The organism is Mycoplasma sp. 2575 (genome assembly GCF_053851635.1).
Window position 1 is genome coordinate 51,898 of record NZ_JBSQBB010000003.1, and the last position, 24,107, is coordinate 76,004.

General features: G+C 28.9%; 18 protein-coding genes, 1 tRNA gene and 2 rRNA genes. 8 read left to right on the top strand and 13 right to left on the bottom strand.

Going from position 1 to position 24,107, the window contains the following annotated elements; genetic code table 4:
* The first annotated feature begins 254 nt into the window (after positions 1-254).
* The 4 genes from rpoE (at position 255) to ACWXVU_RS00900 (ending at position 2,919) form a co-directional block, all read left to right on the top strand.
* Positions 255-524, top strand: coding sequence for a DNA-directed RNA polymerase subunit delta (gene rpoE, locus ACWXVU_RS00885; protein ID WP_456011963.1), 270 nt, complete (start codon positions 255-257; stop codon positions 522-524).
* 30 nt (positions 525-554) lie between these two features.
* A complete protein-coding gene (locus ACWXVU_RS00890; protein ID WP_438340626.1) occupies positions 555-1,397 on the top strand; it encodes a ketose-bisphosphate aldolase in 843 nt (280 codons plus the stop codon).
* The gene (locus ACWXVU_RS00895; protein WP_456011964.1) at positions 1,397-2,743 is read left to right on the top strand and encodes a thermonuclease family protein; all 1,347 of its coding nucleotides are present in this window, start codon (positions 1,397-1,399) and stop codon (positions 2,741-2,743) included. Before ACWXVU_RS00890 ends, ACWXVU_RS00895 begins: the two co-directional genes overlap by 1 nt.
* Positions 2,744-2,825: 82 nt before the next feature.
* Positions 2,826-2,919, top strand: a tRNA-Ser gene (locus tag ACWXVU_RS00900).
* Positions 2,920-3,004: 85 nt separating this feature from the next.
* Here the strand turns inward: ACWXVU_RS00900 and argS are convergent.
* Positions 3,005-4,639, bottom strand: coding sequence for an arginine--tRNA ligase (gene argS / locus ACWXVU_RS00905; protein WP_444704995.1), 1,635 nt, complete (start codon positions 4,637-4,639; stop codon positions 3,005-3,007).
* Positions 4,640-4,697: 58 nt separating this feature from the next.
* On the opposite strand from argS, the gene ACWXVU_RS00910 reads away from it, so the two are divergent.
* Both ACWXVU_RS00910 and rlmB read left to right on the top strand, forming a co-directional pair.
* Complete coding sequence (locus tag ACWXVU_RS00910) at positions 4,698-5,906, top strand: class I tRNA ligase family protein (RefSeq protein WP_456011965.1); 1,209 nt, start codon at positions 4,698-4,700, stop codon at positions 5,904-5,906.
* Positions 5,906-6,610 carry a 23S rRNA (guanosine(2251)-2'-O)-methyltransferase RlmB gene (rlmB, locus tag ACWXVU_RS00915; RefSeq protein WP_438340622.1) on the top strand — a complete coding sequence of 235 codons (705 nt, stop codon included), beginning with the start codon at positions 5,906-5,908 and terminating at the stop codon, positions 6,608-6,610. Before ACWXVU_RS00910 ends, rlmB begins: the two co-directional genes overlap by 1 nt.
* 40 nt (positions 6,611-6,650) lie before the next feature.
* On the opposite strand, the gene arcC is transcribed toward rlmB, so the two are convergent.
* From arcC to ACWXVU_RS00935, 4 genes are all read right to left on the bottom strand, one after another.
* Complete coding sequence (arcC, locus tag ACWXVU_RS00920) at positions 6,651-7,586, bottom strand: carbamate kinase (protein ID WP_438340621.1); 936 nt, start codon at positions 7,584-7,586, stop codon at positions 6,651-6,653.
* Between the two features lie 2 nt (positions 7,587-7,588).
* Positions 7,589-8,632 (bottom strand): ornithine carbamoyltransferase, encoded by a 1,044-nt coding sequence (argF, locus tag ACWXVU_RS00925; protein ID WP_438340620.1) that lies wholly within the window; start codon positions 8,630-8,632, stop codon positions 7,589-7,591.
* Between the two features lie 246 nt (positions 8,633-8,878).
* Positions 8,879-9,358: a large conductance mechanosensitive channel protein MscL gene (locus tag ACWXVU_RS00930; RefSeq protein WP_444704993.1), complete on the bottom strand. Its 480-nt coding sequence runs from the start codon at positions 9,356-9,358 to the stop codon at positions 8,879-8,881.
* On the bottom strand, positions 9,351-9,797 hold the full coding sequence (locus tag ACWXVU_RS00935) for a hypothetical protein (protein WP_455993900.1): 447 nt from the start codon (positions 9,795-9,797) through the stop codon (positions 9,351-9,353). Before ACWXVU_RS00935 ends, ACWXVU_RS00930 begins: the two co-directional genes overlap by 8 nt.
* A 115-nt stretch (positions 9,798-9,912) precedes the next feature.
* Between ACWXVU_RS00935 and ACWXVU_RS00940 the strand changes: the two genes are divergently transcribed.
* On the top strand, positions 9,913-11,760 hold the full coding sequence (locus ACWXVU_RS00940) for a ribonuclease J (protein ID WP_456011966.1): 1,848 nt from the start codon (positions 9,913-9,915) through the stop codon (positions 11,758-11,760).
* 6 nt (positions 11,761-11,766) lie between these two features.
* Here the strand turns inward: ACWXVU_RS00940 and recO are convergent, their stop codons facing one another.
* The 7 genes from recO to ACWXVU_RS00975 form a co-directional block, all read right to left on the bottom strand.
* On the bottom strand, positions 11,767-12,432 hold the full coding sequence (recO, locus tag ACWXVU_RS00945) for a DNA repair protein RecO (protein WP_456011967.1): 666 nt from the start codon (positions 12,430-12,432) through the stop codon (positions 11,767-11,769).
* Between the two features lie 42 nt (positions 12,433-12,474).
* Positions 12,475-12,578: ribosomal RNA gene (rrf, locus tag ACWXVU_RS00950) — 5S ribosomal RNA — on the bottom strand.
* A gap of 135 nt (positions 12,579-12,713) precedes the next feature.
* Positions 12,714-13,349 (bottom strand): hypothetical protein, encoded by a 636-nt coding sequence (locus ACWXVU_RS00955; protein WP_456011968.1) that lies wholly within the window; start codon positions 13,347-13,349, stop codon positions 12,714-12,716.
* Positions 13,292-15,229, bottom strand: coding sequence for a hypothetical protein (locus ACWXVU_RS00960; RefSeq protein WP_456011969.1), 1,938 nt, complete (start codon positions 15,227-15,229; stop codon positions 13,292-13,294). Before ACWXVU_RS00960 ends, ACWXVU_RS00955 begins: the two co-directional genes overlap by 58 nt.
* Before the next feature lie 394 nt (positions 15,230-15,623).
* A 5S ribosomal RNA gene (gene rrf / locus ACWXVU_RS00965) occupies positions 15,624-15,727 on the bottom strand.
* A gap of 315 nt (positions 15,728-16,042) precedes the next feature.
* Positions 16,043-18,769 carry a DUF885 family protein gene (locus ACWXVU_RS00970; protein ID WP_456011970.1) on the bottom strand — a complete coding sequence of 909 codons (2,727 nt, stop codon included), beginning with the start codon at positions 18,767-18,769 and terminating at the stop codon, positions 16,043-16,045.
* 221 nt (positions 18,770-18,990) lie between these two features.
* Complete coding sequence (locus ACWXVU_RS00975; protein WP_456011971.1) at positions 18,991-21,741, bottom strand: DUF885 family protein; 2,751 nt, start codon at positions 21,739-21,741, stop codon at positions 18,991-18,993.
* A gap of 295 nt (positions 21,742-22,036) precedes the next feature.
* Here ACWXVU_RS00975 and gpmI point away from each other — a divergent pair, with 295 nt between their 5' ends.
* Positions 22,037-23,551 (top strand): 2,3-bisphosphoglycerate-independent phosphoglycerate mutase, encoded by a 1,515-nt coding sequence (gene gpmI, locus ACWXVU_RS00980; protein WP_456011972.1) that lies wholly within the window; start codon positions 22,037-22,039, stop codon positions 23,549-23,551.
* Positions 23,552-23,797: 246 nt separating this feature from the next.
* Here the strand turns inward: gpmI and ACWXVU_RS00985 are convergent, their stop codons facing one another.
* Positions 23,798-23,953: a hypothetical protein gene (locus ACWXVU_RS00985; RefSeq protein ID WP_456011973.1), complete on the bottom strand. Its 156-nt coding sequence runs from the start codon at positions 23,951-23,953 to the stop codon at positions 23,798-23,800.
* Between the last annotated feature and the right edge of the window lie 154 nt (positions 23,954-24,107).

A 24,107-nucleotide genomic window follows, 5' to 3' on the forward strand; every position in this document is an offset into this window, starting at 1 on the left:
ACTACACTTTTATTTTTTGGGTTTTTATACTAATTTAAACTAAAAAATAAAAAATAATAAATAAAATAAGGGATTTGAGACTTGACAATGCCGGAATTTTTAAGTTTTTAGACCTTATTATTAGTTGAAAAAATAGAATTTTTTTAACATTTCATATTTTTAAAATTCCTAATAAATTTAAATAATAAGTATTTATAATTATAATATATTTAATACAAGGTAAAATATATACTTATTGTAAATAAAGAGGTTATATGACAGAAGAAAAAGAATATAAAACATTACTTGATATTACTGAAGAAATTCTAAATGAAAAACAAAATTTAGATTTCTATAATTTATTTAATTCAATACAAAAAATTCTATTAAAAAGATGAAGAAGTGAAAGTATTGATACTAGTACTGATGAAGAAATTTTACTAAAAAAACGCGGGGAATTATACCGTTTACTAACTGTAGATGGAAGATTCTTTCACAATGCCGATGGAACATGAACAACAATTAGACCTGACTATAAAAACTAAACTTATTTTGTTTGGTTTTTTATTTTGTTTATGATAGTTAATGCAAAAGAATTATTAAAAAAAGCATATAAAAACAAAGATGTTGTGTTCCATATTAATATTAACAATTTAGAATGAACTAAGCAAGTTTTGCTTGCTGCTAACAATGCAAATAAACCGATTATTTTGGGAGTGAGTTCATCTGCTGCTGAATATTTTGGCGGTTACAATGTTTGCTATAGTGTCGTGAATTCTTTAATACAGGATTTAAAAATAACAATTCCCGTTTGTCTTCATTTAGATCACGGAACATATAACGATTGTATTAAAGCAATCGATGCAAATTTTTCATCTATAATGTTTGACGGAAGTAAATTACCATTTCTTGAAAATCTCAATATAACAAAAAAACTTTATAAAATATGCCAGAAAAAAAATATTTCACTTGAGTGTGAAATTGGGAGAATAGGAGGAACGGAGGATGGTATCGTCAGTGACGTTGTATATACAAAAATTGAAGAAGCGATTGAGTTTAAAAATGTGGGTATTGATATGCTTGCTATTGGTATCGGCAATATTCATGGGGAATATCCAAAAAATTGAAAAGGTATAAACTTCGAATTACTAAATCAACTAAATCAAGCTCTTCAAATGCCGCTTGTCTTACATGGCGGTTCGGGAATTAGTGATGCAGATATCAAAAAATGCATTCAAAATGGCATTGCAAAAATTAATATAAATACTGAGTTACAAATAGAGAATGCAAAGGCACTTGAACACTTTCTTAAAAACAATAATATAATGGAAAACAAAAACTATAATCCGAGAAAACTTTATAAAAATAGTAATATGGCTATTTACAATAAAGCATTGGAGATATTAACCAAATACTAATGAAAAAAAATATAAAAAGATTTTTATTATCAAGTCTAATAGCTCCTAGCCTTCCGATAGCTAGCTATATGCTAGTTCAATGCACAATAGAAAAAAATAACGATACACAGAAACTATTAAGAAAAATAACCGAATATAAAAATACAATTAGTAAAAATGTCATAGATTTAAAGTTATGTAATGAGATTGCAGACATTACAAACGAGGATTCAAAAAGCTATTCAAGAAAAAAAGATCAAACCTTTTTAAAGCAACTAATAATTATTCTAGAAGACATAAAAAAATTTCCAATAAATAATCAAGCATTACCAATAAATATTGATAAATTAGCGAATAAATTAAAAGTGATAAATGAAATTTGAATTTCTATCTTCAATAAGCATAGCCTATTAGATAAGAAAGAACACAGCCAAATAACTACAACGTTTTTAAAAATTAGATCTTTACTTTCCTTTAAGAAGGTTATTGATACAGAAGTCTTTGACTCAATAATTAAAAAATTCATTATTTTAGCTAAAAAAATAAGAAAAACTTATACAAAAAAACTTTCACAATGAAGCGCACAAGAAATATCGTTATTAAAATTCTTATTTAAAGATTTCCAAATTAATGATAATAAAATAAATAATGGTGACCTTGATGAAATTTTTAATAACGATTCCAAAATAGATAGCAACGAGAATAGTCAAGATAAAAAAGATATAAGTGCAGAAGATAGCAGAGACAAAGAAATATACCTAACTAGTAAATCTATTTATGTTAATAACAAAGAATACCTTCTATCTAATGATTTTAGAGAAAACAATGCCACCGAAGTATCTGCTTTTAAGATAAATGATGGTGATACTGCTGAATTAAAAAACATAAAAAATAATAAAACTTTTAGATTCAGGTTTTCTGGTATTGATACACCAGAAACATGGAAAAAAGTAGGACAAAAATTTGAACCAACAGTTGGGTTACAATTTAAATATGGTAAGATTGCAAAAAACTTTACAACAAGAAATCTTCTTGAAGCAAGAAAAATTTGAGTAATTCCCCAAACAACAATTAGTGACCAAAATAAGGATGAAAATAAGAAATTCTTTGATGCTTATGGTCGAATTGTCGCAATAATTTTAGTTTATAAAAACGACGGTTCAATAATTTGCATCAATAAAGAACTCATAAAAAACGGCTTTAGCAAAGTTTCTTATATATCTCTTGATAAAAGAAGCAAATATTACACAAAAAATGAAAACTTTTATTTTTGATTAAAGAATAATGAAAAAGAAGCAAGATACCAAAAATTAGGAATATGGTCAGATAATATTAAGGAAATTTATCCTCCAAAAAGAATAAAATAATAAATATTTACTTGTCTTCCTTAATTATTTCACATAAATTAACTTATATTAGTATATAATTAACAATGCTTAAAATAGGCATGGGTAAGTACTCAAGTGGTCGAAGAGGCGGTCCTGCTAAGACTGTAGGGGTGTATAAAGCACCCGCGGAGGTTCAAATCCTCTCTTACCCGCCATTTTTTATTTATTCTTTTGACCTCTAGAAGCAATAAAAAAAACACCAATCAAGTGGTGTTAACTAATTATATTTTAGAACAAAAGCTACATTTTTTCAGGAGTTTCTAAATCCATTAACTTCATCGCATCAAATAAAACTATTTTAATAGCTTTAACTAAAGCCACATAGCTTTCCTCGTTTTGAGATCCAATAACCTTAACATTTGAATAAAATGAATTAAATGCTCTAGCCAATTTTAGTAAATATGGTGGCAATAAATTAACCTTGTATGTTTTAGCCATTGTACTAATTAAGTCTGGATATTCCTTCAATTGAGCTACTAATTTTTGTGAAAATTCATCAGTTAGATTGGTTGCTATAGGGTTAACATAATTAAATTTTTGCAATAATTGAGCACAACGAGCATGAGCATATTTAATAATATACATCGAATTGGATTCATCTGTACTTGTAACTTTTTTAATATCAAAATCAATTTTTGAATTGTATGATCTTTCGATCAAGAAAAATCTAATTGCATCCTTGCCAACTTCATTCATTAATTCTCTTAATGTTAAAGATGTTCCTAGACGTTTAGACATTTTAATTTCTTTGCCGTCTTTCATAACTCTTATTAGTTGGAATAAGATAATTTCTAATTGATCTCTACGGTATCCTAGATCTTCAAACGCAAACTTGACACGTTCAACATAACCAGAGTGATCTGCTCCTCAAACATCAATAATAATTCCTTTTTCTGAGTCTTCAAGTTGTCTAAATTTTTGTTCATGATAAGCAATATCTGCACAAAGATAGGTTGAATCACCGTTTCTTTTAATAATAACTCTATCCTTATCATCTTTGCCACCACTTGTGGTTTTTAATCATGTTGCCCCATCTTTTACGTAGGTTGTTTTTAATCTTCTTATAGCAGGTCAAACCAAATCATTTTCATATTGTGCTTTTTCTGAAGTATATATATCAAATCACACACCAAATTTCTTTAGATCTTCTTCAATATTTTTTAGAGCAAATGTTCTACCAAAATCTCTAAATAATAATTCAATTTCAGGTGTATATTCTACACCCTTATATTCTTCGTTATGCATTTCATAAAATGCTTGTGCAAATTCTATAACATCACCACCGCGATAAGCATCTTCTGGTAGTTCATATGAAGGATTAAATATTTGTTGATATCTTGAATAAATTGATACTGCTAATTTATTCATTTGGTTACCATAATCATTTACCAAATATTCCCTAATAACTTGGTGTCCGGCTTTTTCTAAAATGTTGCATAGTGTAGCTCCAATTGCGGCATTTCTAGCATGACCAATATGTAGATAGCCAGTAGGGTTTGCAGATACAAATTCTACATTAATCTTTCCTTTCCCTTCCTTAGAAAGGCTTCCAAAATTTTTTCCAAGTTTATTGATTAAATTAACTGTATCTGCAAAAACTGAATTAGATACTCAAAAATTAATAAATCCAGGCTCTGCTATTTTAATTTCACTAATTTGACTAAATTTATTTAAATCAATATTTTTAACAATCTCTTGGGCAATTTCAATTGCCTTTTTGCCTAATTCTTTTTGCAATGTTAGTGCAATATTGGTAGAATAATCTCCGTAGTTTTTAGCCTCCGTTAATACTACAGGTTTATTTATCTTTAATTTGTTCAATGCTTCTTTAATTGAACATATAATAATTTCTTTTGCCGATTCCATAATTTCCATAATTTATTATTATATAATAAATTGTTTATTTTAAGGATATATCATATATAATGTTTTCATGAAAAAATATTATTTATGTGGTCCAACAGTTTATAACTATCCTCATATTGGAAATATAAGACCATGTGTTACATTTGATATCCTTATAAGAGCCCAAAGATTTCTAGGAGAAGAAATATTTTATCTTAATAATATAACTGATATAGATGACAAAATTATTAAAAAGGCTATAGATGAAAACAAAAGCGAACTAGAAATAGCAAAAAAATATGAAGAATATTATCTTGATTTATTCAAATTGTTTAATCTTGAAATGCCAAATAAAATAGTTAGAGTTACTGATTCATTAAATGATATGTATGAATATATACAAAAAATGATAGATAAAAAAGCAGCATATAAAGTAGGCGGCAATGTTTTTTTTGATGTCTTAAAATTTAAGGAATTCTATGGTTCTGTTAGCAAACAAAAAATTGAAAATTTAATATCAGATGATGATAATAATGAATTAAATAAAAAAAATAAGCAAGACTTTGCTTTATGAAAGGAAACTAATATTGGTATAAAATTTAAAAGCCCTTTTGGCCCGGGACGTCCTGGTTGACATACTGAATGTAGTTGTTTCATATCAAAATATTTCAAAGGCGAAACTATTGATATCCATGGTGGAGGTATTGATCTAATTTTTCCGCACCATGAAAACGAAAATATTCAACATTATTCAATATACAATAAGCCTCTTTCACACAACTGAATTCATTTTGGGACACTAAACTATAAGAATCAAAAAATGTCTAAGTCAATAGGAAATCTTATTTTTCCTCATGATTTTTTAAAAAAATACCATCCGGATACTTATAAACTAATGATATTAAGTACCAATTATGCTAAGCCGATAAATGTTAGCGATGAATTATTTGATTCATTGCAGAAACTTATAAATAAGTTTATTGTCATTAATAATACTGTCCAATTAAAAAACAATACTTATAAAATTAATAAAAATAAAGTTGATGAAATAATTAAATTGTGTGCAAAATTGAATTTTGCGCAAGCAAATAAGGAAATAATACAACTTTCAAAAATAGAAGAAAACTTTAATACATTCCTAGAAATAATGAAAATTCTTGGTTTTAGTTTTACAAATAAAAAAATCAGTAGCAAAGACCTCGCTCTTTATAATCAATGACAAAAATTATTAGATGAAAAAAAATATATACAGGCCGATAATCTAAGAAAAATATTAAAGGATAAGAAATTAATATAATGAAGAACTTTATATATGGAAAAAATTCAGTCCTTGAGGCTATCGAAAATGATTTTCCTATTAAAAAGATATTTCTATTAAAGGGATTACAAAATAATAAAATTAAAGCCAAAAATATAACCTATCTACCAGCAAGTGAAATGAATAAGATAGTCAATGGTAATCATCAAGGTTACATTGCAGAAATTGAAAGTTTTAATTATCATGATCTTGGTTCAATTTATAAGGATAAGGCTGAGACAATTTTAATTTTAGATCATATACAAGATCCACAAAACTTCGGAGCAATAATTCGTTCAGCTAATGTTTTTGGAATAAGACATATTATCATACCTAAAAACAGAAGTGTAGACATAACTCCGGCTGTTTTAAAAACCTCGTCCGGTGGATTTAAAAATATCAAAATCATCAAGGTTGCTAGCTTGTTTGAAGCTATTGAAAACCTAAAAAATAATGGTTTTTGAATATATGCAACAGCACTAGATAAAAAAGCCAAAACAATATCAAATACAAGTTTTAGCTTTCCTGTTGCCTTAATTATGGGTAATGAAGAAAGCGGAGTATCAAAAACATTACTAAAACATGCAGATGAAGTGATTTATATACAACAAGATTTTGATTCTGTTCAGTCATTAAATGTTTCTGCTGCTACCGCTATTTGTTTGTATGAATTGTACAATCAAAAAAATAACAAAATAAAATAGTTGGGATTGCGTCCCAACTTTTTTATATATAAATTTAAAATTAATTTAAAGTAACTTTTGTACCAATTTTTTCGGCAATAATGTCTTCTAAATCTTTTAAATCTCCGATGAATGCAGCCTTTCCGCCTTCTTCAACAAACTTAATAGCAGCTTGCACCTTTGGTAACATACTTCCAGGAGCAAATTGTTTTTCTTCGATGTATTTTTCAAGATCAGCTTTTGTTGCGTGTTTTAGATCTTTTTGTTCTGGTTTTCCGTAGTTTACTTTAACGTAGTCAACTGCAGTTAAAACAATGAAGTAATCTGCATTTGTTAAGGCAGCCATTTTTGCTAAAGCAAAATCCTTGTCAATAACTCCATCAACTCCATTGATAAAACCATTTTCATCCTTAACAGTAGGGATACCACCACCACCACCAACGATAACAGTAGCTCCAGCTTCAATAGCGTTCTTCATTTGGTTAATACCAACAAAGTTAATTGGTTTTGGCGAAGCGACAACTTTTCTAAAACCACGTCCAGCATCTTCAACAATAACACTATTAGGATTAGCCATTTCTGCTTCTTCTCTTGTCATAAAGAAAGGACCAATAGGTTTTGTAGGATTTTTGAATGCAGGATCCATTGGATCCACTAAAGTTTGAGTCAATAGATATAGTACTTCTTTTTCTTCTAATCCTTCTTCCTTAAATGCATTGGTAATTGCATTAACCATATGGTATCCAATGTATCCTTGTGACATAGCGCCAGCTTCTGGTAAAGGAACTAATGGTGATTTAGGATTAACTGATGCAGCACTAACAAAACCATTGAAAATCATGCCAACTTGTGGTCCATTTCCGTGGCCAACAATAACTTCATGGCCGGCCTTAACTAATTCAGCAATTTTTTTCGCAGGAATTTTAACTAATTCTTTTTGTTCTGCAGGATTATTTCCTAACGCATTCCCACCTAAGGCAATAACGATTCTACTCATAATTAATATCCTATTGTAGCTAGAATAACAGCCTTAATTGTGTGCATACGGTTTCCAGCTTGTTGAATTGATTTATTGTATTTTGATTGGAATACTTCGTCAGTAACTTCCATAGCTCCGGTTGCAACAACTGGGTATTTTTGTCCAAGTTTTTCTTTGATTTCTGATGAGAATAAAGTTTTATCATCATGGAATGCAGGTAAACAGTGCAAGAAAATAACACTTTCTTTTGCTGCTTTCATCATAGCCATATCAACTTGAAATGCACCAAGTTCTTGAATACGTGATTCAAATAGTTCAAATGGTTCACCTAATGATACTCAAACGTCTGTATAAATAGCATCAGCATTCATAGCAGCCTCAATCTTGTTATCTGAAAATGAAACTGATCCGCCGTTACGTTCAAAAAGCTTTTGAACAGCTTCATAAACATCTTTATGGTTTGGTCCGCTTTTAACAATTTCTCATTGTGATTTAGGACCACATAAAACAATATGAACACCAAAGAATGCAGCACCAATCATTAATGAACGAGCAACATTGTTTTTAATGTCACCTGCGAAAACAATTTTCTTTCCTCTTAGATCACCTACGAATTCCTTAAATGTTAAGTAGTCAGCTAACATTTGTGTTGGGTGTTCAGCATCGGTTAAACCATTTCAAACTGGAACACCTGAATATTTAGCAAGTGCTTCAACATCTGTTTGTTTAAAACCACGGAATTCAATACCATCATACATTTGGCCTAAAACCATAGCTGTATCTTCAACTGATTCTTTTTTACCAAAATTAGATCCTGTAGGTCCAATGTATGTACAGCTTGCCCCTAAATCAGCGGCAGCAACTTCGAATGCACAACGTGTTCTTGTTGAGTCTTTTTGGAACATAATAACAATGTTTTTTCCTGTTAAAGGACGATTGTTAATATGTAGCCCTTGCATTTTAGCTTTCTTTAATTCTCAAGAAAGATCTAAAAGGTAATTGATTTCATCGGTTGTGAAGTTTAGAGCTGTATCTAAACTACGACCTTTTAAATTCATTGGCATATTATAAAATCTCCTATGTTTATTTGGTTATATATTTAATATTTTTAGATAGACTTTTTATAGTTTTTAAGTGTTTTTTGGTTATATAAAACACGCTAAAATTATAGCAATTTTTTTATTTTTTTAAATAGTTATAGCTTTATTTAGCCTAAAGTAAAAAATAAATGAAATTTAAAAAGAACAAAAAATATAAGCTATTAAGCTTATACTTTATAAATCAGTAAATTGCAATTCAATTCTTAGGTTTTATTCTTGCACTAATTTCTCTTCATCACTCTTCTTATTTTTTGCAAGTTCAACATTAATCTTTTTAAGTTCTTCTAAAATTAGTTCCTCTGTAGTTAATGGTTTTGGCTCCTCAACTTCTTCAACTATTGGTAATTTTTTTGCCTTGTGATACTGAATGATATTCCTAATCAAATATACTAAAAATAAGCTTACAAATATAACCACTGTAACAATAAGAAACTGAATAAGTGCCGCAAGAAATTGACCAATAAGAATATTGCCGATTTTAATGTCCTTTACCTCGTTAACATTAAAAACAGAGGTAATAGCTGCAAGAATAACATCCTTAGCTAGCGAAGATATTACAGCGCCAAACGAGGTACCTAATAATAACCCTATGGCTAGCATTATCATATTTCCCCGCTTAACAACATTCTTAGCATCTTTGAATGCATTTTTTACATATTTCTTTTTTTCTTCAAATTCTTTTTTATTCATTTTGTTTTACTCTCTTTTTATATGAATTCTTATTTGCCATAATTGCTAAATTCCCTATAATTGATATAATTCAAAAAATAGGAAAAAGAGGAAAAATTGTTGATAAAAACAAAATAGTCTTCCCAAATTTATTAGTTTTTCATGGAGCAAATGAAAGAACAATAACATCTAATATTCAAGTTAAGATAGCACCCAATAAGGAAAAACCTAGAATAATAAATCATTTTAAATTTTCTTTGAGTAGATTAATAATATCATTGAGAAAATCATTTATTCCTTTATAGGCCTGGTTAACATCCGAACTCTCAAATTTGTTATTAACAGAACCAAGAAAATTAGACACTGATGTGTAAATAAAGTATCCAGAAATAATAAGACCTATAAAAACAAAAATCTTAAAAATAAATGAACTTATACTTATTTTTGCTTCACTTTTCATTTTTTTTACTCCATTTTTAAAAAATATTAATAATGTATATAATTATATAAAGTATTATTTAATAATTCCTTTTTTTATAAAGTGCACAAGATAATTTCATCTGGAGGGTTAAAATATGAAACCAACAAAAATATTTGGTTTAGGCGGAATGCAAGAAATTGGAAAAAGCACACTAATAATTGAATATGACCAACATATTTTTATTATTGATACCGGAATTAAGTTTTGCGATAGTTTTGTTACGGGGATTAACGGTTCAATTCCAGATTTTACTTATTTAGCTGAAAACCAGGATAGAATTGAAGGACTTTTCATAACACACGGGCATGAAGACCATATCGGTGGTGTTCCATATTTGGTTCAACAAGTAAATGTAAAAAGAATTTATGCCCCAAGAATTGCTATTCAATATCTAAAACTTAAGTTTTCTGATATGAAAATTAAGGTAAATGTCCAGTTTATTGAAATAAACCGAGATCTTGTGGCTGATTTTGGTGATTGTAGTGTTGATTGATGAACTGCTCAACATTCAATTCCTGACGCATTTGGTGTTAGAATCAAAACTCCAAATGGATCATTAATGATGACTGGTGATTTTAGATTCGATTATCGACCTATTGGCAATTTAACCGATTTCTCAAAACTAAAAAAGATTGGCGAAGAAGGGCTAGATGTCTTATTTTCGGATTCAACTAACGCCATGCGCCCTAACCATTCTCCATCGGAAAGCGATATATTAAAAGACATAAAAAAATATATGTTAGAAGCTGAGAAGAAAATCATCATTACGGCATTTGCATCAAATCTTACAAGAATAAAAGCAATCATTGAGCTTGGTGCTTCATTAGGCAAAAAAGTTATTGCTTTTGGTAGATCAATGATCGATAACATTGATATCGGTAGAAGATTAGGTTATATAAATGCGCCTGATGAAGTCTTTATAGATAAAAAAAGTCTTTCAAAATATAATGACAATGAATTACTAATTTTGACAACCGGTTCCCAAGGTGAAGAAATGGCAGGACTAGCCAAGATGTCATATGATAAACACCCAAATATATCAATCAAACCTAAGGACACAATAATTTTTTCATCTAGTCCAATACCAGGAAATAGATCTAAATGTGAGTTATTAGTTAATAGGTTATATAAACTGGGAGCAATTATAAGAGAAAATGGTGTTGATGGCTACTTACACACTTCAGGGCATGCCTACCGTGATGAACATCGAAAGATATTTGAATTAACAAAACCAAAATATTTCATGCCATATCATGGTGAATTTAGAATGAGTGTAGTTCATGGCTATACAGCAATTGAATCAGGAATCAAACCAAATAACATTATTATTGCTAAGTTGGGGGACGTTTATTATTTACAAAACCATATGATTTCTTTATCAAATGAAAAAGTATATTTTGGTCCTGTATTTATAGATGGAAACATTCTATCAAAAACAAATTCACAAATCATGAAAGAAAGAATGGAATTGGGACAAAATGGTTTTGTACATGTAATAATGGCTATTAATAAAGAAAAAAATATAATTCTTGGAAAGCCAAGAATCGTATCAAGAGGAGCATTTTTTGTTAAAAACTCATTGCAATTAGTAGAAGACGCAAAAAGACTTGTACACGGGGCAGTTTTATACACAATTAAAAACGAAAAAGATTGAACGATACCTAGAATTAAACAATTAATTATCGATAGACTTGACCCTTTCTTTTATAAAAGTAAAAGAAGAAATGTTGTTATTATTCCTACTATTCTTCTTGTTGATCAAGTTGAAATTAATAAACAAAAGATGCAGAAAGAAAGCAATACTAAAAAATCAAGTCAAGTTGAAACTGAAAACAAAAATTCAAAACCAAAAAAAATAATAAGAAAAAACTCAGCAAATAAAAAAAATAAACAAATTAAAAAAGAAAAACCTAAAAAAGTTGAAAAACCCCTTGAAGAATAGGGGTTTTTATATCATCGTTTTCATAAAAGAAATAACTATATTTATTACTTGTATAACATCAATTTCATCAATATTACTCTTAAAATATTCAAAATCAGCTTCAATCCAATACAAACATCTTAATAAATTTATATCCTTACTTTTTTGTGAGTGGTCTCGGCATAAAAAACCTCCCTTATAAAATTCAAAATCTACAATATGTTCTTTATCTCCACACTCTACACATGAGCTTAAATTTTGCCTATAACCAAACATATCTAAAAAAGCTAATAAGATATAAATAAAACTATGGTTTGGTTTTTTTTCAACATTTTCTAAAAAAACCATATATCTAGCATATAAAAAATTATTGTTTTGCTTACCTGCTCGCTTTAAAAAGTAATGAACTTTATTAAATATATCTTGCAAGGTTTCTTGCAATGGAAAAAACGAAACTAGTGTTGCTCTTTTTAGTCTAGGCATGTTACCAATAAATTTCGATCTTATTAATTCAAAATTTGACAATCCTAATAATAATAAATTTCTTCTATTTTTGGATTCGACATTTTGTATTCCTTTGGCAAAAAAATAACAAACACCCGATTGTGTCAAAGCTTGAATGATAGCATCATTATCACCATGATTTATTATTTCTAGAACTATTCCCTCGGTCTCGAATTCTCTATTAACCATATAATATAATTTTACTTTCTATTTTTTAAAAAAATAAAATAAAAAAAGCAACGACCTATCTTCCCTTATGGTATTTTCGGCACGGAAGGTCTTAACTGCTGAGTTCGGAATGGAATCAGGTGGGCCCCTTCGTTATGGTTGCTGTAAATATAATTATATATTAAAAAAATTTTTTTATAATATTTTTTAATATTTTTTTAAAATTGTTATTTTTATATCGATAAACTTGCTTTTTGAATTAGAAATTACAAAACAAGTTTTCACATTATTTTATATTAAAATTACATTTTTTTATTCTTTCTATGGCGTTTAACCATATATCAAGTGCCAACGCTTGCTCCTGCCAACGTTGGTATTACCACAAGTGGGGTTGCAATTGCAGCTACATTAACCTTAGATTTGCTATCTTTTTTAGAAATATCAGGTTTTTTAGGAATACTAGGGTTTTTCTCTTCTTCTTTTGGTTGATTCATTTTAGAATTATCTTTTTTTGGATCATCCTTCTTGTTGTTTTCTTGCTCAAGAATGGCCTTTTGAATTTGTAATTTTATGCTTCTTAATTCTTTTATGTTTTTAGCTTTTTTAGCTAATTTTTCTAGCTCTTTTTTCTTTACATTTGAGTCATTTAATTTATCTAATTCTTTATTAATTGTTTCAAACTCTTTGTTAAATTCTTTATTAGCTCTTTCGATAATATTACTTAATTTTTTAGGATCATCAAGGCCTTCTTTTAATTCTTTATCAAATTGAGATTTTATATCAGAACCTTCTAACTTATTAACAGCATCCACAGCATCTTTTTTTATCTTAGCATTATCCTGCGACTTTTTTTCTTGGGTTATTTCTTTTAATAAAAGCTTTAGCGCCCCAATGTTTTTTGCGCTGTCAATTCTTGCTTGATAATCCTTTTTATCCAATAATTTATATTATATATATCTAATACTTTTTGCTTTTCAGCATTATAAATGGCTTCTGCTTTCTCAGCAACACTAAGAAGTTTAGCCATATCGCCTATAGCATTAGCGAGCATTTTTTTAAATTCATCATATTGACTAGAACCTTCAAGTTGGTCAACTGCTTTTTGTGCTCTTTTAGTTAAATTAATCAAATCCTGTTCTTGCTTTTCAACCAATAAAATCTTTTGCAATTCATCTAACTTTTCTATATTGTTAGCATTATTAAATTTTTCAACAAAATCTTTTTTATCATCAAGGCTTTCCAAAATCTTGTTAACTTCTGTTTTTTTAGTAGTATATTCAAGATTTGCTTCTTTTATTAATTCTAAAAGTTTATCTATTTCCTCTTGTGATTTTTCTAATCTCATTTGATATTCATCATGCTTTGATGAACCAACTGTTTTGTCAACTGCCTCTTTAGCATTTTTTCTTGCGTTTAGCAAATCCTCTTTTGCTCTAATTTCCTTAGCTTCCTCTGCAATTTTTTTCAATTCTGCAATATTGTTTGATTTTTCTATTTTTTCAATATTTTCTCTTCTAACTTTTTCATCAAGAATAGAATTTACTATTTTAGTAGCATTTTCTTTTTCATTAATAAATTCATTATTGGCTTCTTCAAAAATAACAGTCAATTGTTCCAAAGTTAAATTTTGATTTAATAAACGCTTTTCAAAATCGTCATGCATATCTGAACCAATAGTTTTTTTTACAACTGCTTCTGTGTCTTTTCTAAGCTCACTAATTTGCTGCTTAATAATCTCGCCATATACTCTTTGTAAAACCTTAACGTTTCATGCATTATCTATTTGATCACGAAATTTCATTTTTTCTTTTAGTTTTTGGAATGATTCTTCTGCTTTACTTTTTAATGTATCATACACTTTTTCAGCATCATCTCTAAGTTTAATTAATTCTTCCATTGAGGTATTTTTTGTAACATTTAATGCTCGCTGTTTAATATCTTTTTCATATTCAGCTGAGCCTTTTGCTCTAACGGCAGCTGTTAACGCTTCAAGTCTAATCTTGTCATTAATTAATTCCTTATCCACTTCTTTTGAAAGCTTATTAGCTATACTTTCTCCAGCGATGTTTCTTATTTCGGTAATAATTGGAATAATTTTTTTTAAGGTATTGACATACTGTGGAGAAGATGGATTTGTTCCATCTTCTACTTTTAATAAATCTATTATTTTAGTATCAATTTCCATATTTTTTTTATTATTTTTTAACAATTCAAGAGCTTCAAATTCAGCAATAACAACTCTAATAAAATACACATCATCATATTTGGAATCTAATTGGTTAAAAATAGTAAGTTTTCGAGGCTCTTCCTTTGCCTTTAAATCAGTATTAATATTTTGTTTTTTTATTTCTTCGTTAAGAAAAATTTCGTAATTAAACGAAGCTTGTTTAAATAAACGAATAAAATCCTTTCAAGATGACGACAAAAATGCGATATTATATTCTGAAAATTCGTTGTTAAGTTTATTATCTGGAACGAGATTTAATTCATCATTATATTTCTTATATGGTAATTCATCAATTTCAGCAGAATCATTAATTTTGAGCAATTTCTTCAAAACTTTATAGGCATGCAACAAGTTATATTGTGTTTTTAAAGTCATTGTAGAATAAAAAATATTTAAATCGTCCAAATTCTCGATTTCATCAGATGTTGGCTTATGAATTATTGAATTATCAAGAATATCAGTGGTCCTATCTTTTGCTTCTAAAATCTCTTGTTTATTTTGAACATCCTCACTCTGGCGACTAATTACGGCAGGGGTTGTTGGAATTAAAACGCTCGAAAACACATTCAACAATAAATTAAATAACCTCATAAAAAACACCTCATTTATTTTATGTTTAAATTTATTTAAAAATAACTAATTACAAAATTTGAAAAATATTAACTTTTTTATAAAAAAAATTTATTATTTTAAGAATTAAAATTAGTCTCGAATTAAATTAAAATTTACATGTTAACTGATTGATTTGTATTGCAAATATTCAAATCTATCTTATTTTAAGGACTTTTTTATTACATTAAAATGTGGAAATAACATTTTATATAATCAATCATTAACTATATTATATAGTAAATAGAATGAAATTACCAAAGTAATTAGTTATAACTTTTTTATATTTTTTTAAAACATGAAGATTATTATTTCATAAATTTATAAATATCAGTTTTTAGTTACCTACAATGCTTAAAGTAAAAAAGGAAATAAAAAAAAGCAACGACCTATCTTCCCTTATGGTATTTTCGGCACGGAAGGTCTTAACTGCTGAGTTCGGAATGGAATCAGGTGGGCCCCTTCGTTATGGTTGCTATGGATATAATTATATACTAATTTTTTTTATATTCATTTTTTTTAAAAAAATATCCATTATGTAAATTCTCAATCATTTTATACTATATTGCAATTCTCAAATCTCTTACTCAAAAAGTAAGTAGGAGATAAATTTACACAAAATTTACTACACTACCAATTTTTCCTGATTACTGGTTTAATTTTTAAGTCTTAAAAAATAAATTTGATATCATAGGTTTAATGAACATTTTTAAACTATAAAAGTGTTGCGATTTGATTGAGAATTAACAAGAAAAAAACCAGCCAAAAAGGCTAGTTTTAATTTTGCAGATAAAATTATAAATTGTAATGTAATTCGACAATTTCTTTCAAGGTTTCAAGAGGTAATGCACCAGTCTCTAATAATAAATTCAAAAATTCCTTAATGTTTTCCTTATTTGATACAAATTCCTCCCTTGAAAGGCCTTTTGACTTACGAACTCTGTCATATAGTTTCAACATTGCTTCTTTACCTGAATTATACGATGTTGCTTGTCCGGGTAGATTTAAATAACGTTTTGATTCTGATGTAATATCACCAATTCCTAATGCTGAGTTAGCATGTAGGAATTTTCTTATGTCATTAATCGAAGCGCCAGCTGGTAAATCATCAGTACCTTTAATATCTCCATGATATGCAGTATCAACAGCACGTCTCATGTTACGCAATTGAGCTTCATTTAAAGCACCAAAATATTGCAACATATTAGCTAATTCAACGGCTTTCAAAGTATGCAATTTATCATCATCAATTTTGTTTTTTGAAACAACTAAATTTCAATACACGCCACCATGTAGTTCCTTCATTCCTTTAATTTCTTCGTTAGTTACATATTGTGGTCTTGTCGCTTTAACAAAACTTGTAATTCCTTTTGCTGATTTGAAGCTAACAGGTAGAGCGTAATAATCTTCATTTTCAAAGTCAGGCGTTCCATATAAACCTGCCTCGATTCCAAATCATTCCATAAATAAAGCTCAACCTTCCTTGTATGAAGTATAGTTAAAAATGTCTCCTATCGTTAGCCCATCAACAGTTTTTAGAAATTTTTGCGCATAGTATATTTGATTGTGATGTCCCATAACGCTTTCGTGATTAGCAAATGAAGTTACTGACCATTTTGGCAAGCCAAAATAAGGGTCCGCATTAAATGTAAATGCACCAAATCCGTCTTTTTCAACCTTAGCTCTTCCGTTATATGCACCGACACCTGAACTTAAACGAGTTGAATATTCATATGTAGTAATTCCATATCTCGGCACTTGTTTAGGGAAATAAGAATATCCTTCATTAATAGTAGTGTCTCTAAATTGATTATAACCTTTAAAAGCTTCTAAAGCTCCGTAATAAAACTGATCATTTGTAATTGAACCATATTTAGAATTTTGGCCTTTTAAGAATTCATAACCTAAAGTCTTTAAATTTTTAATAGCATCTTGTAATTTTGGGTCTTTTTCTAATTCATTCTTCTTTTCTTGCGTGTAATATGAGGAATTTTCGCGACCAAAAAAGAACTGTTCTTGGTTTAATCATTTATAAAACTCAGGCAAACTAATATTCCCATTTGCATCTCTTATTTCAAGTACAACATCCTGAACCTCTTGTGGGCCAACACCATCAGAATCATACTTAATAGTTGGGGTTCATGGCTCGTTCTCATTTCCGGTAATTAATCTGGCAACTGCTTTTGCAGTTAATTCCATGTTCTTAACAGCCGTCTTTGTTGTTTCATAACCCGAATTAAATACGTCCTGTGCAGAATCATTTGAAGTTGTAGCAAATTTTAAAATACCATCATATATCTTTTTACCAGTTGTATTTTTCTCATCACCAGGAATACTTGATAAACCAACATTTTTAGCATCAAGATCTTTTTCAGTTAAACCAAGCCCGTAAATTGAAACAACTTTTTTACTTAAATTATCAAAAATTTCAATAGTATTTTCTAATTCATTAACTGCATTTGATTTAAACACCTTAAGCTCTTCTAAATTTTCGCCTAAACCAGTAGTTGATGCTTTGTAATATTCAGTTGCATAAAATTTATGGAATGCCTTAGTTTTTTCATCAAGAGTTTTATTAGAATCAATTATCTCAATAACAGACTTTGATTCTTGTGTTCCTTTTGCAAATTCTAGCAATTCTTTTGAATAATGTCTTGATAAAATGATATTAACATTGTTTTTAATAACAACTTTTGATAAAACAATATTAGCTTGCATTCCTTCGTTTAAGTTTCTTTGCATCTTTTCAGCTCTATCGCCAGTTATTCTTAAAATAGTTTTATAAAATGAATTAACTGGGTAAGCTGATGTTGGTCCACCTTCATAAAATGCACCTGCTAGTCGCCCTTGTGAAGCATAGACGGTTTGTGCGATTTCCCAATCATATTTCAATCCACTTGCTCAGGCTGTTGTAGTTACATTGAGATTATTAGAGTTAATTTTTGAAAATGAATCAATTCATTTTTGATAGTATTTAACAATCTTGTCAACATCTTCTTTTTCAGGATAGAATATATCAATATTTGCCGCCAAATCATCTAATTCTCTCTGAAACTTATCATATGAAAGAACAATATATCTGGCTGTATGTTTGTAATTATTATCATAGTACTTAGCATCACCATGTTGGGCGATTTTAGCTAAATAAGGCAATATTGCATTATCAATGTTTACTTTGTATTCTAACTCAAGATTTCTAATTTCGCTAGCAAGGGTTTTGATTTCTTTAGCAATTTTTGTGGCTTGTTCACCCTTTTTATCATTCAATTCATTATACTTTGTATTTAAATCTTTTAGTTTGGTATTCTTTTCCTCAATATTATTTTTTGTATCAACATTTGCCTCAACTGCCTTTGCCTCAGCATTTGTTAATTCGCTTTCTAGTTTCTTGTTTTCATTAATTGTTTTTCTAAATAAAGCATTTTGAGCAGCAAAAGGGATTACAGTAAAAATCACAGGAGCTGCAACTAAGGTGCCAACAACCGAAGTTATTATTAATGCTTTTTTTGTTTTTTGAGTCATATATATTATTTAAAATACTTTTATTATATGTCTAATTTAAAAATATAAATCCAATGTTTAGTAGTTCCTGCCAAAAATTGCAGGTACCTTAATTTTAAATGAAAAAGCATAAAAATATTTATCTTTGATACTATACAGAGTTTTAGTTTCACTACAAGAAAGGAAAATTAAAAACATCTAGACTAGCTAGATGTTTTTTAAAAAAAGAATAATTAAATCTCTTATAGTTTGTAATGTAATTCTACAATTTCCTTTAAAGTTTCAAGAGGTAATCCACCTGTTTCTAACATTAGATTTAATAGTTCTTTAATGTTTGCCTTATCTTCGACAGTAACAAAATCTTTTCTTGAAAGTCCCTTTGATTGACGTACTCTGTCATATAGCTTCAACATAGCTTCTTTACCAGCATTATATGATGTTGCTTGTCCAGGTAGGTTTAGATAACGTTTTGATTCTGATGTAATATCACCAATTCCTAATGCTGAGTTAGCATGTAGGAAGTTTCTAACATCTTGAATTGATGCACCAGCAGGTAAATCTTCTTTTCCTTCAATTCTTCCATGGTATGCAGGGTCAACAGCACGTCTCATGTTACGTAATTGAGCTTCATTTAAAGCACCAAAATATTGCAACATATTAGCTAATTCAACAGCTCTTAGAGTGTGTTCTTCATCGCTTGAGTTATTTTTGCCTTCTGATGCAACTAAACTTCAATATACACCACCATGTAATTCCTTCATTCCTTTAATTTCTGCAGCAGTTACAGCTGATTCATCTTGCGATATTGCTGAAGAAACAAAGCTTGTAATTCCATTTGAATGTTTAAAACTTACTGGGAAAGCGTAATAGTCTTCGCTGTCAAAGTCAGGAGTTCCGTATAGTCCTGATTCAATTCCGAATCATTCCATAAATAAAGCTCAACCTTCTGCATATGAAGTGTAATCGAAGATATTTCCAACAGTTAATCCATCAATAGTTTTTAAAAACTCTTTAGCGTAATAGATTTGGTTGTGGTGTCCCATAACACTTTCGTGGTTAGCAAAAGAAGTTACTGATCATTTTGGTAAGCTGTAGTATGGATCAACATTAAATGTAAATGCACCAAATCCATCTTTTTCAACTTGTGCATTACCATTATATGCACCAACACCTTCTTCGGCACGTCTTCTATATTCATATGAAGTGATTCCGTATCTTGGAACACTCTTAGGGAAATATGAATATCCATGATCAATTGTAGTATCTCTAAATTCATGGTAACCCTTGAATGCTTCTAGTGCTCCATAGTAGAATTGTTCATTTGTAATTGAACCATATTTGGTTTTATTTGTCTTTAAGAAGTCATATCCTAATCTGGTTAGATTTTGTCTTGCATCCTGTAATTTAGGATCATTTGCTAAATCGTGTTTTTTAGCTTCTGTGTAATATGAAGCATCTTCACGGCCAAAGAAGAATTGTTCTTGGTTTAATCACTTGTAGAAATCAGAAATATTGATTTCACCATTAGCATCTCTAATGTTTAATTTAACTTCTTTAACTGGATTTGGTCCAAGACCATCAGCATCATACTTAATTGTTGGAGCTCATACACCTTTGTCTTTTCCAGTAATTAATTTAGCAACTGCAGCGGCTGTCAATTTCATATTTTTAGCAGCTGTTGTCGTTGTTTCATAACCTGAATTAAACACGTCTTGGGCTGTATCATCTGTAGTAGTAGAGAATTTTAAGATACCACTATAAACCTTATCTCCATTTGTTACACCTGGTTTTCCTACGATAGAATTTAAACCAACATTCTTAGCATTTAGGTCTTCTTCAGTTAAACCAACACCATAAACTGTTTTAACATCATCGCCAACAAATACTTCAACGTGATTTTCTTTTTCACCGATTTTATTTGTTTTATATAGTTTTAATTCAGCTAGATTTTCACCCAAACCTGATTTAGAAGCCTTGTAATATTCATCAGCATAGAATTTGTGGAATTTCACTAATTCTGGGCTTGATTTAGCTAATTTTTCATTTTTTGCAATAAGGTCAGTGACTTTTATTTCATCAGCAGATCCATTTAAAAATTCTGTCAATTGATCTTGGTAAAAATTAGATAAAATTGATCTTACATTATTTTTGATAACCACTTTTGATAAAACAACATCAGATTCAATTCCTTCTTTAAGATTCTTTTGAACCTTTGGAGCTCTCTCTTCATCAATTGAACTAATTGTGTCATAAAAAGCATTGATAGGATATGCTGAAGATAGACCTCATTCTAATCAAACACCAAGTAAACGGCTTTCTGATGCATAAACTGTTTTAGCTATTTCTCATTCATATTTTAATCCGCTTACCCATGCTGTTGAGGCAGTGTTTAGGTTTCTTGAATTAATTTTCGAAAATGTATTAATTCAATCTTGATAGAACTTAATAATTTCTTGAGCATTTTCCTTGCTTGGATAATTTATATCTAAATCATCTCTAGAAGCAAGTTTTGCTAAATCTCTTTGAAATTTTTTGTATGACAATACTACATATTCGGCTGTATTTTTTAAGGTACCTTCGTAGTATCTCAAATCACCTTCTTCAGCAATTTTTGCTAATATAGGTAAAATTTTAGATTCAATATTTTCTTGATATTGATCGTCAAGTTGAGCACGTTCTGCTTCAGCATTTCTAATTTCTTGTTCTAATTTTGCTTTAGTTACTTCATCAGCATTTTGGCTTTTTTGTGTTAAGTCTGCAATTTGAGCATCCTTAGCATCGATTTTAGCTTTTAAAGCCTTATTTGCTTCATCTTCAATAGCTGCTTTCTTAGCTTCTACATATTCTTTCTCATATCTTTGATTCTTTTGAGTTTCTCTTTTAAATCATGAAATTTGAGCGCCATATGGAATTATTGTAACTACTGTAGGTACTAAAACAATACCGCCTACAATACCACTAATAATTAGGGCTTTTTTTGTTTTTGGAGTCATATATATACTTATCCTTAATTTAGTTTATTAATTTATCATTTAATAAAATTTTTTACCTTTTGATAAAGTTTAAAAAATAAAGATTTGTGTGTCCACAATAGATACACATTTTTTATTATATTACATTTGCCTTTAGTTTACATAATTAGAGGAAAAAATGGACCAAAAAAAGTCAAATCTCAATCTTTTTAAGATATTTTATAATTTAACACCTCAATCAATCGAAATGATTTAGCATCATTTGTTTTATTATAAAATTTATATAAGTAAAAATATTATTTATTAGAGGTAATGTATGGAAAATCAAAAAAAAGTAATATTAACAGTAATTGATGGTTTGGGCCTTAGAAATGAAAGACAAGGAAATGCTTTTGCACAGGCTTATCATCCAATATTTGATTATTTGTTTGCAATGTGTCCTAATTCTGTTTTGCAAGCATCCGGAGAATATGTAGGCCTTCCAAAAGGTCAAATTGGGAATTCAGAAGTCGGCCATCTAAACATCGGGGCAGGAAGAATTGTATATACTGGTTTATCATTGATTAATAGAGCAATAGAGACTGGTGATTTTAAAAAAAACGAAGTAATAAATAAATTAATTGATAATTCGATAGCAAACAATACCACTTTGCATTTAATGGGCTTGCTAAGTAATGGCGGTGTACATTCATTAGATAACCATTTATTTGAAATTATAAAACTTGCCAACCACAAGGGACTTAAAAAAGTTTCAATTCATATTTTTGGTGATGGTCGAGATGTCAAGCCACAATCAATTAATGATTCATTGATAATACTTAAAAAATTATCAGAAGATTTCAATTATCCGATTTCAAGCATTTCAGGGCGCTTTTATGCTATGGACCGTGACCAAATATTCGAAAGAAATGAATTGGCACTTGAAGCAATTCTTGGTAAATCACCCATCAAGTATAAAGATATTAATAAGTATATAAACGAACAATATAATCAAGGAATTTATGATGAGTTTTTCTACCCTGCACAAAACCAAAATGGCTTATTTTTAAAAGAAAATGATAATGTTTTTTTCTTCAATTTTAGACCAGATCGTGCTAGACAACTTAGTCATCTAATTTTAGATAGCAAACTATATGAATATAAACCCAAAAACAAAACAAAACCAAATCTCTTTGCTTCTTTAATGAAATATGAGGGTATTAATTCCTTAGTCGCATTTAAAGAAATGCAAGTAGATAACCCGCTTGGAGAAGTGTTAGCCAACAATAATCTAAAACAATTAAGATTAGCAGAGACTCAAAAATATGCGCATGTGACCTTCTTTATGGATGGTGGAAAAGAAGTTATTTATAAAAATGAAGATAGAATTTTAGTAAATAGTATCAAAGCTGCAAGCTTTGCTGATTATCCTCATATGTCAGCTAAAGAAATAACTGACGAATTGCTTGAAAAAATTAATGATTATGACTTTGTTATCATGAATTATGCTAATCCAGATATGGTGGGTCATACTGGAAATTTACAAGCAACAATAAAAGCAATTGAGTTTCTAGATGAACAATTTGAACGAATTCTTAAATTCGTGATAGCTAATCGTGATAAAGTAACATGATTCATAACTGCTGATCATGGAAATGCCGAAATAACTGAGGATGAAAATAATAAACCTGCAACAAAACATACAACAAGTCCGGTTTTATTTGTTTCAACTGATAAAAATATTGAATTAAAAAATGGGGCGCTTTGTGATGTTGCACCCACAATTCTTGAATATTTAAATATTCAGAAACCAAAAGAAATGACAGGGCAATCATTGCTAAAGAAGTTCTAATTAAATTTATAAAAGTAATATAAGTGTTAATTCTTAATCAAATTGCAACATTTTTATAGTTTAAAAATCCTTATTAAACTTATGATATCAAATTTATTTTTTAAGACCTAAAAATTTAAACCAGTAATCAGGAAAATTAGCAAAGTGTGACACTTTGCTATTATTTTTTTGTCAATCTATATATTTTGAAAAAAATTAGATAGTAATATATTTTTAAATTAACCTTACGGCCCTTATTTTTTAAATTTATTCATATTTGGATTGGTTAATTGTACTTTTAAACATTGATTTTAGGTGGCTCATTTCTTCCTTTAAACCTGATGTATTTAATTTAAATTTTTCTAAATTTCTAATCAAGTAATTAAACTTGTTCGTAAATGTCGAAACTACTGACTTATGCATTACAACTATCAAACTCAATTTATAAGCCAAATCGTCTCAAACGTCAAGATTTTTACCTATTAAAAAAATCTCTTGTGAGTTAAAAGTTAGATAAATCACTGCTTGCTTTGTAACGGTTTTCTGGAGTTTTTAAAAAAATATTCACCACTTGAGT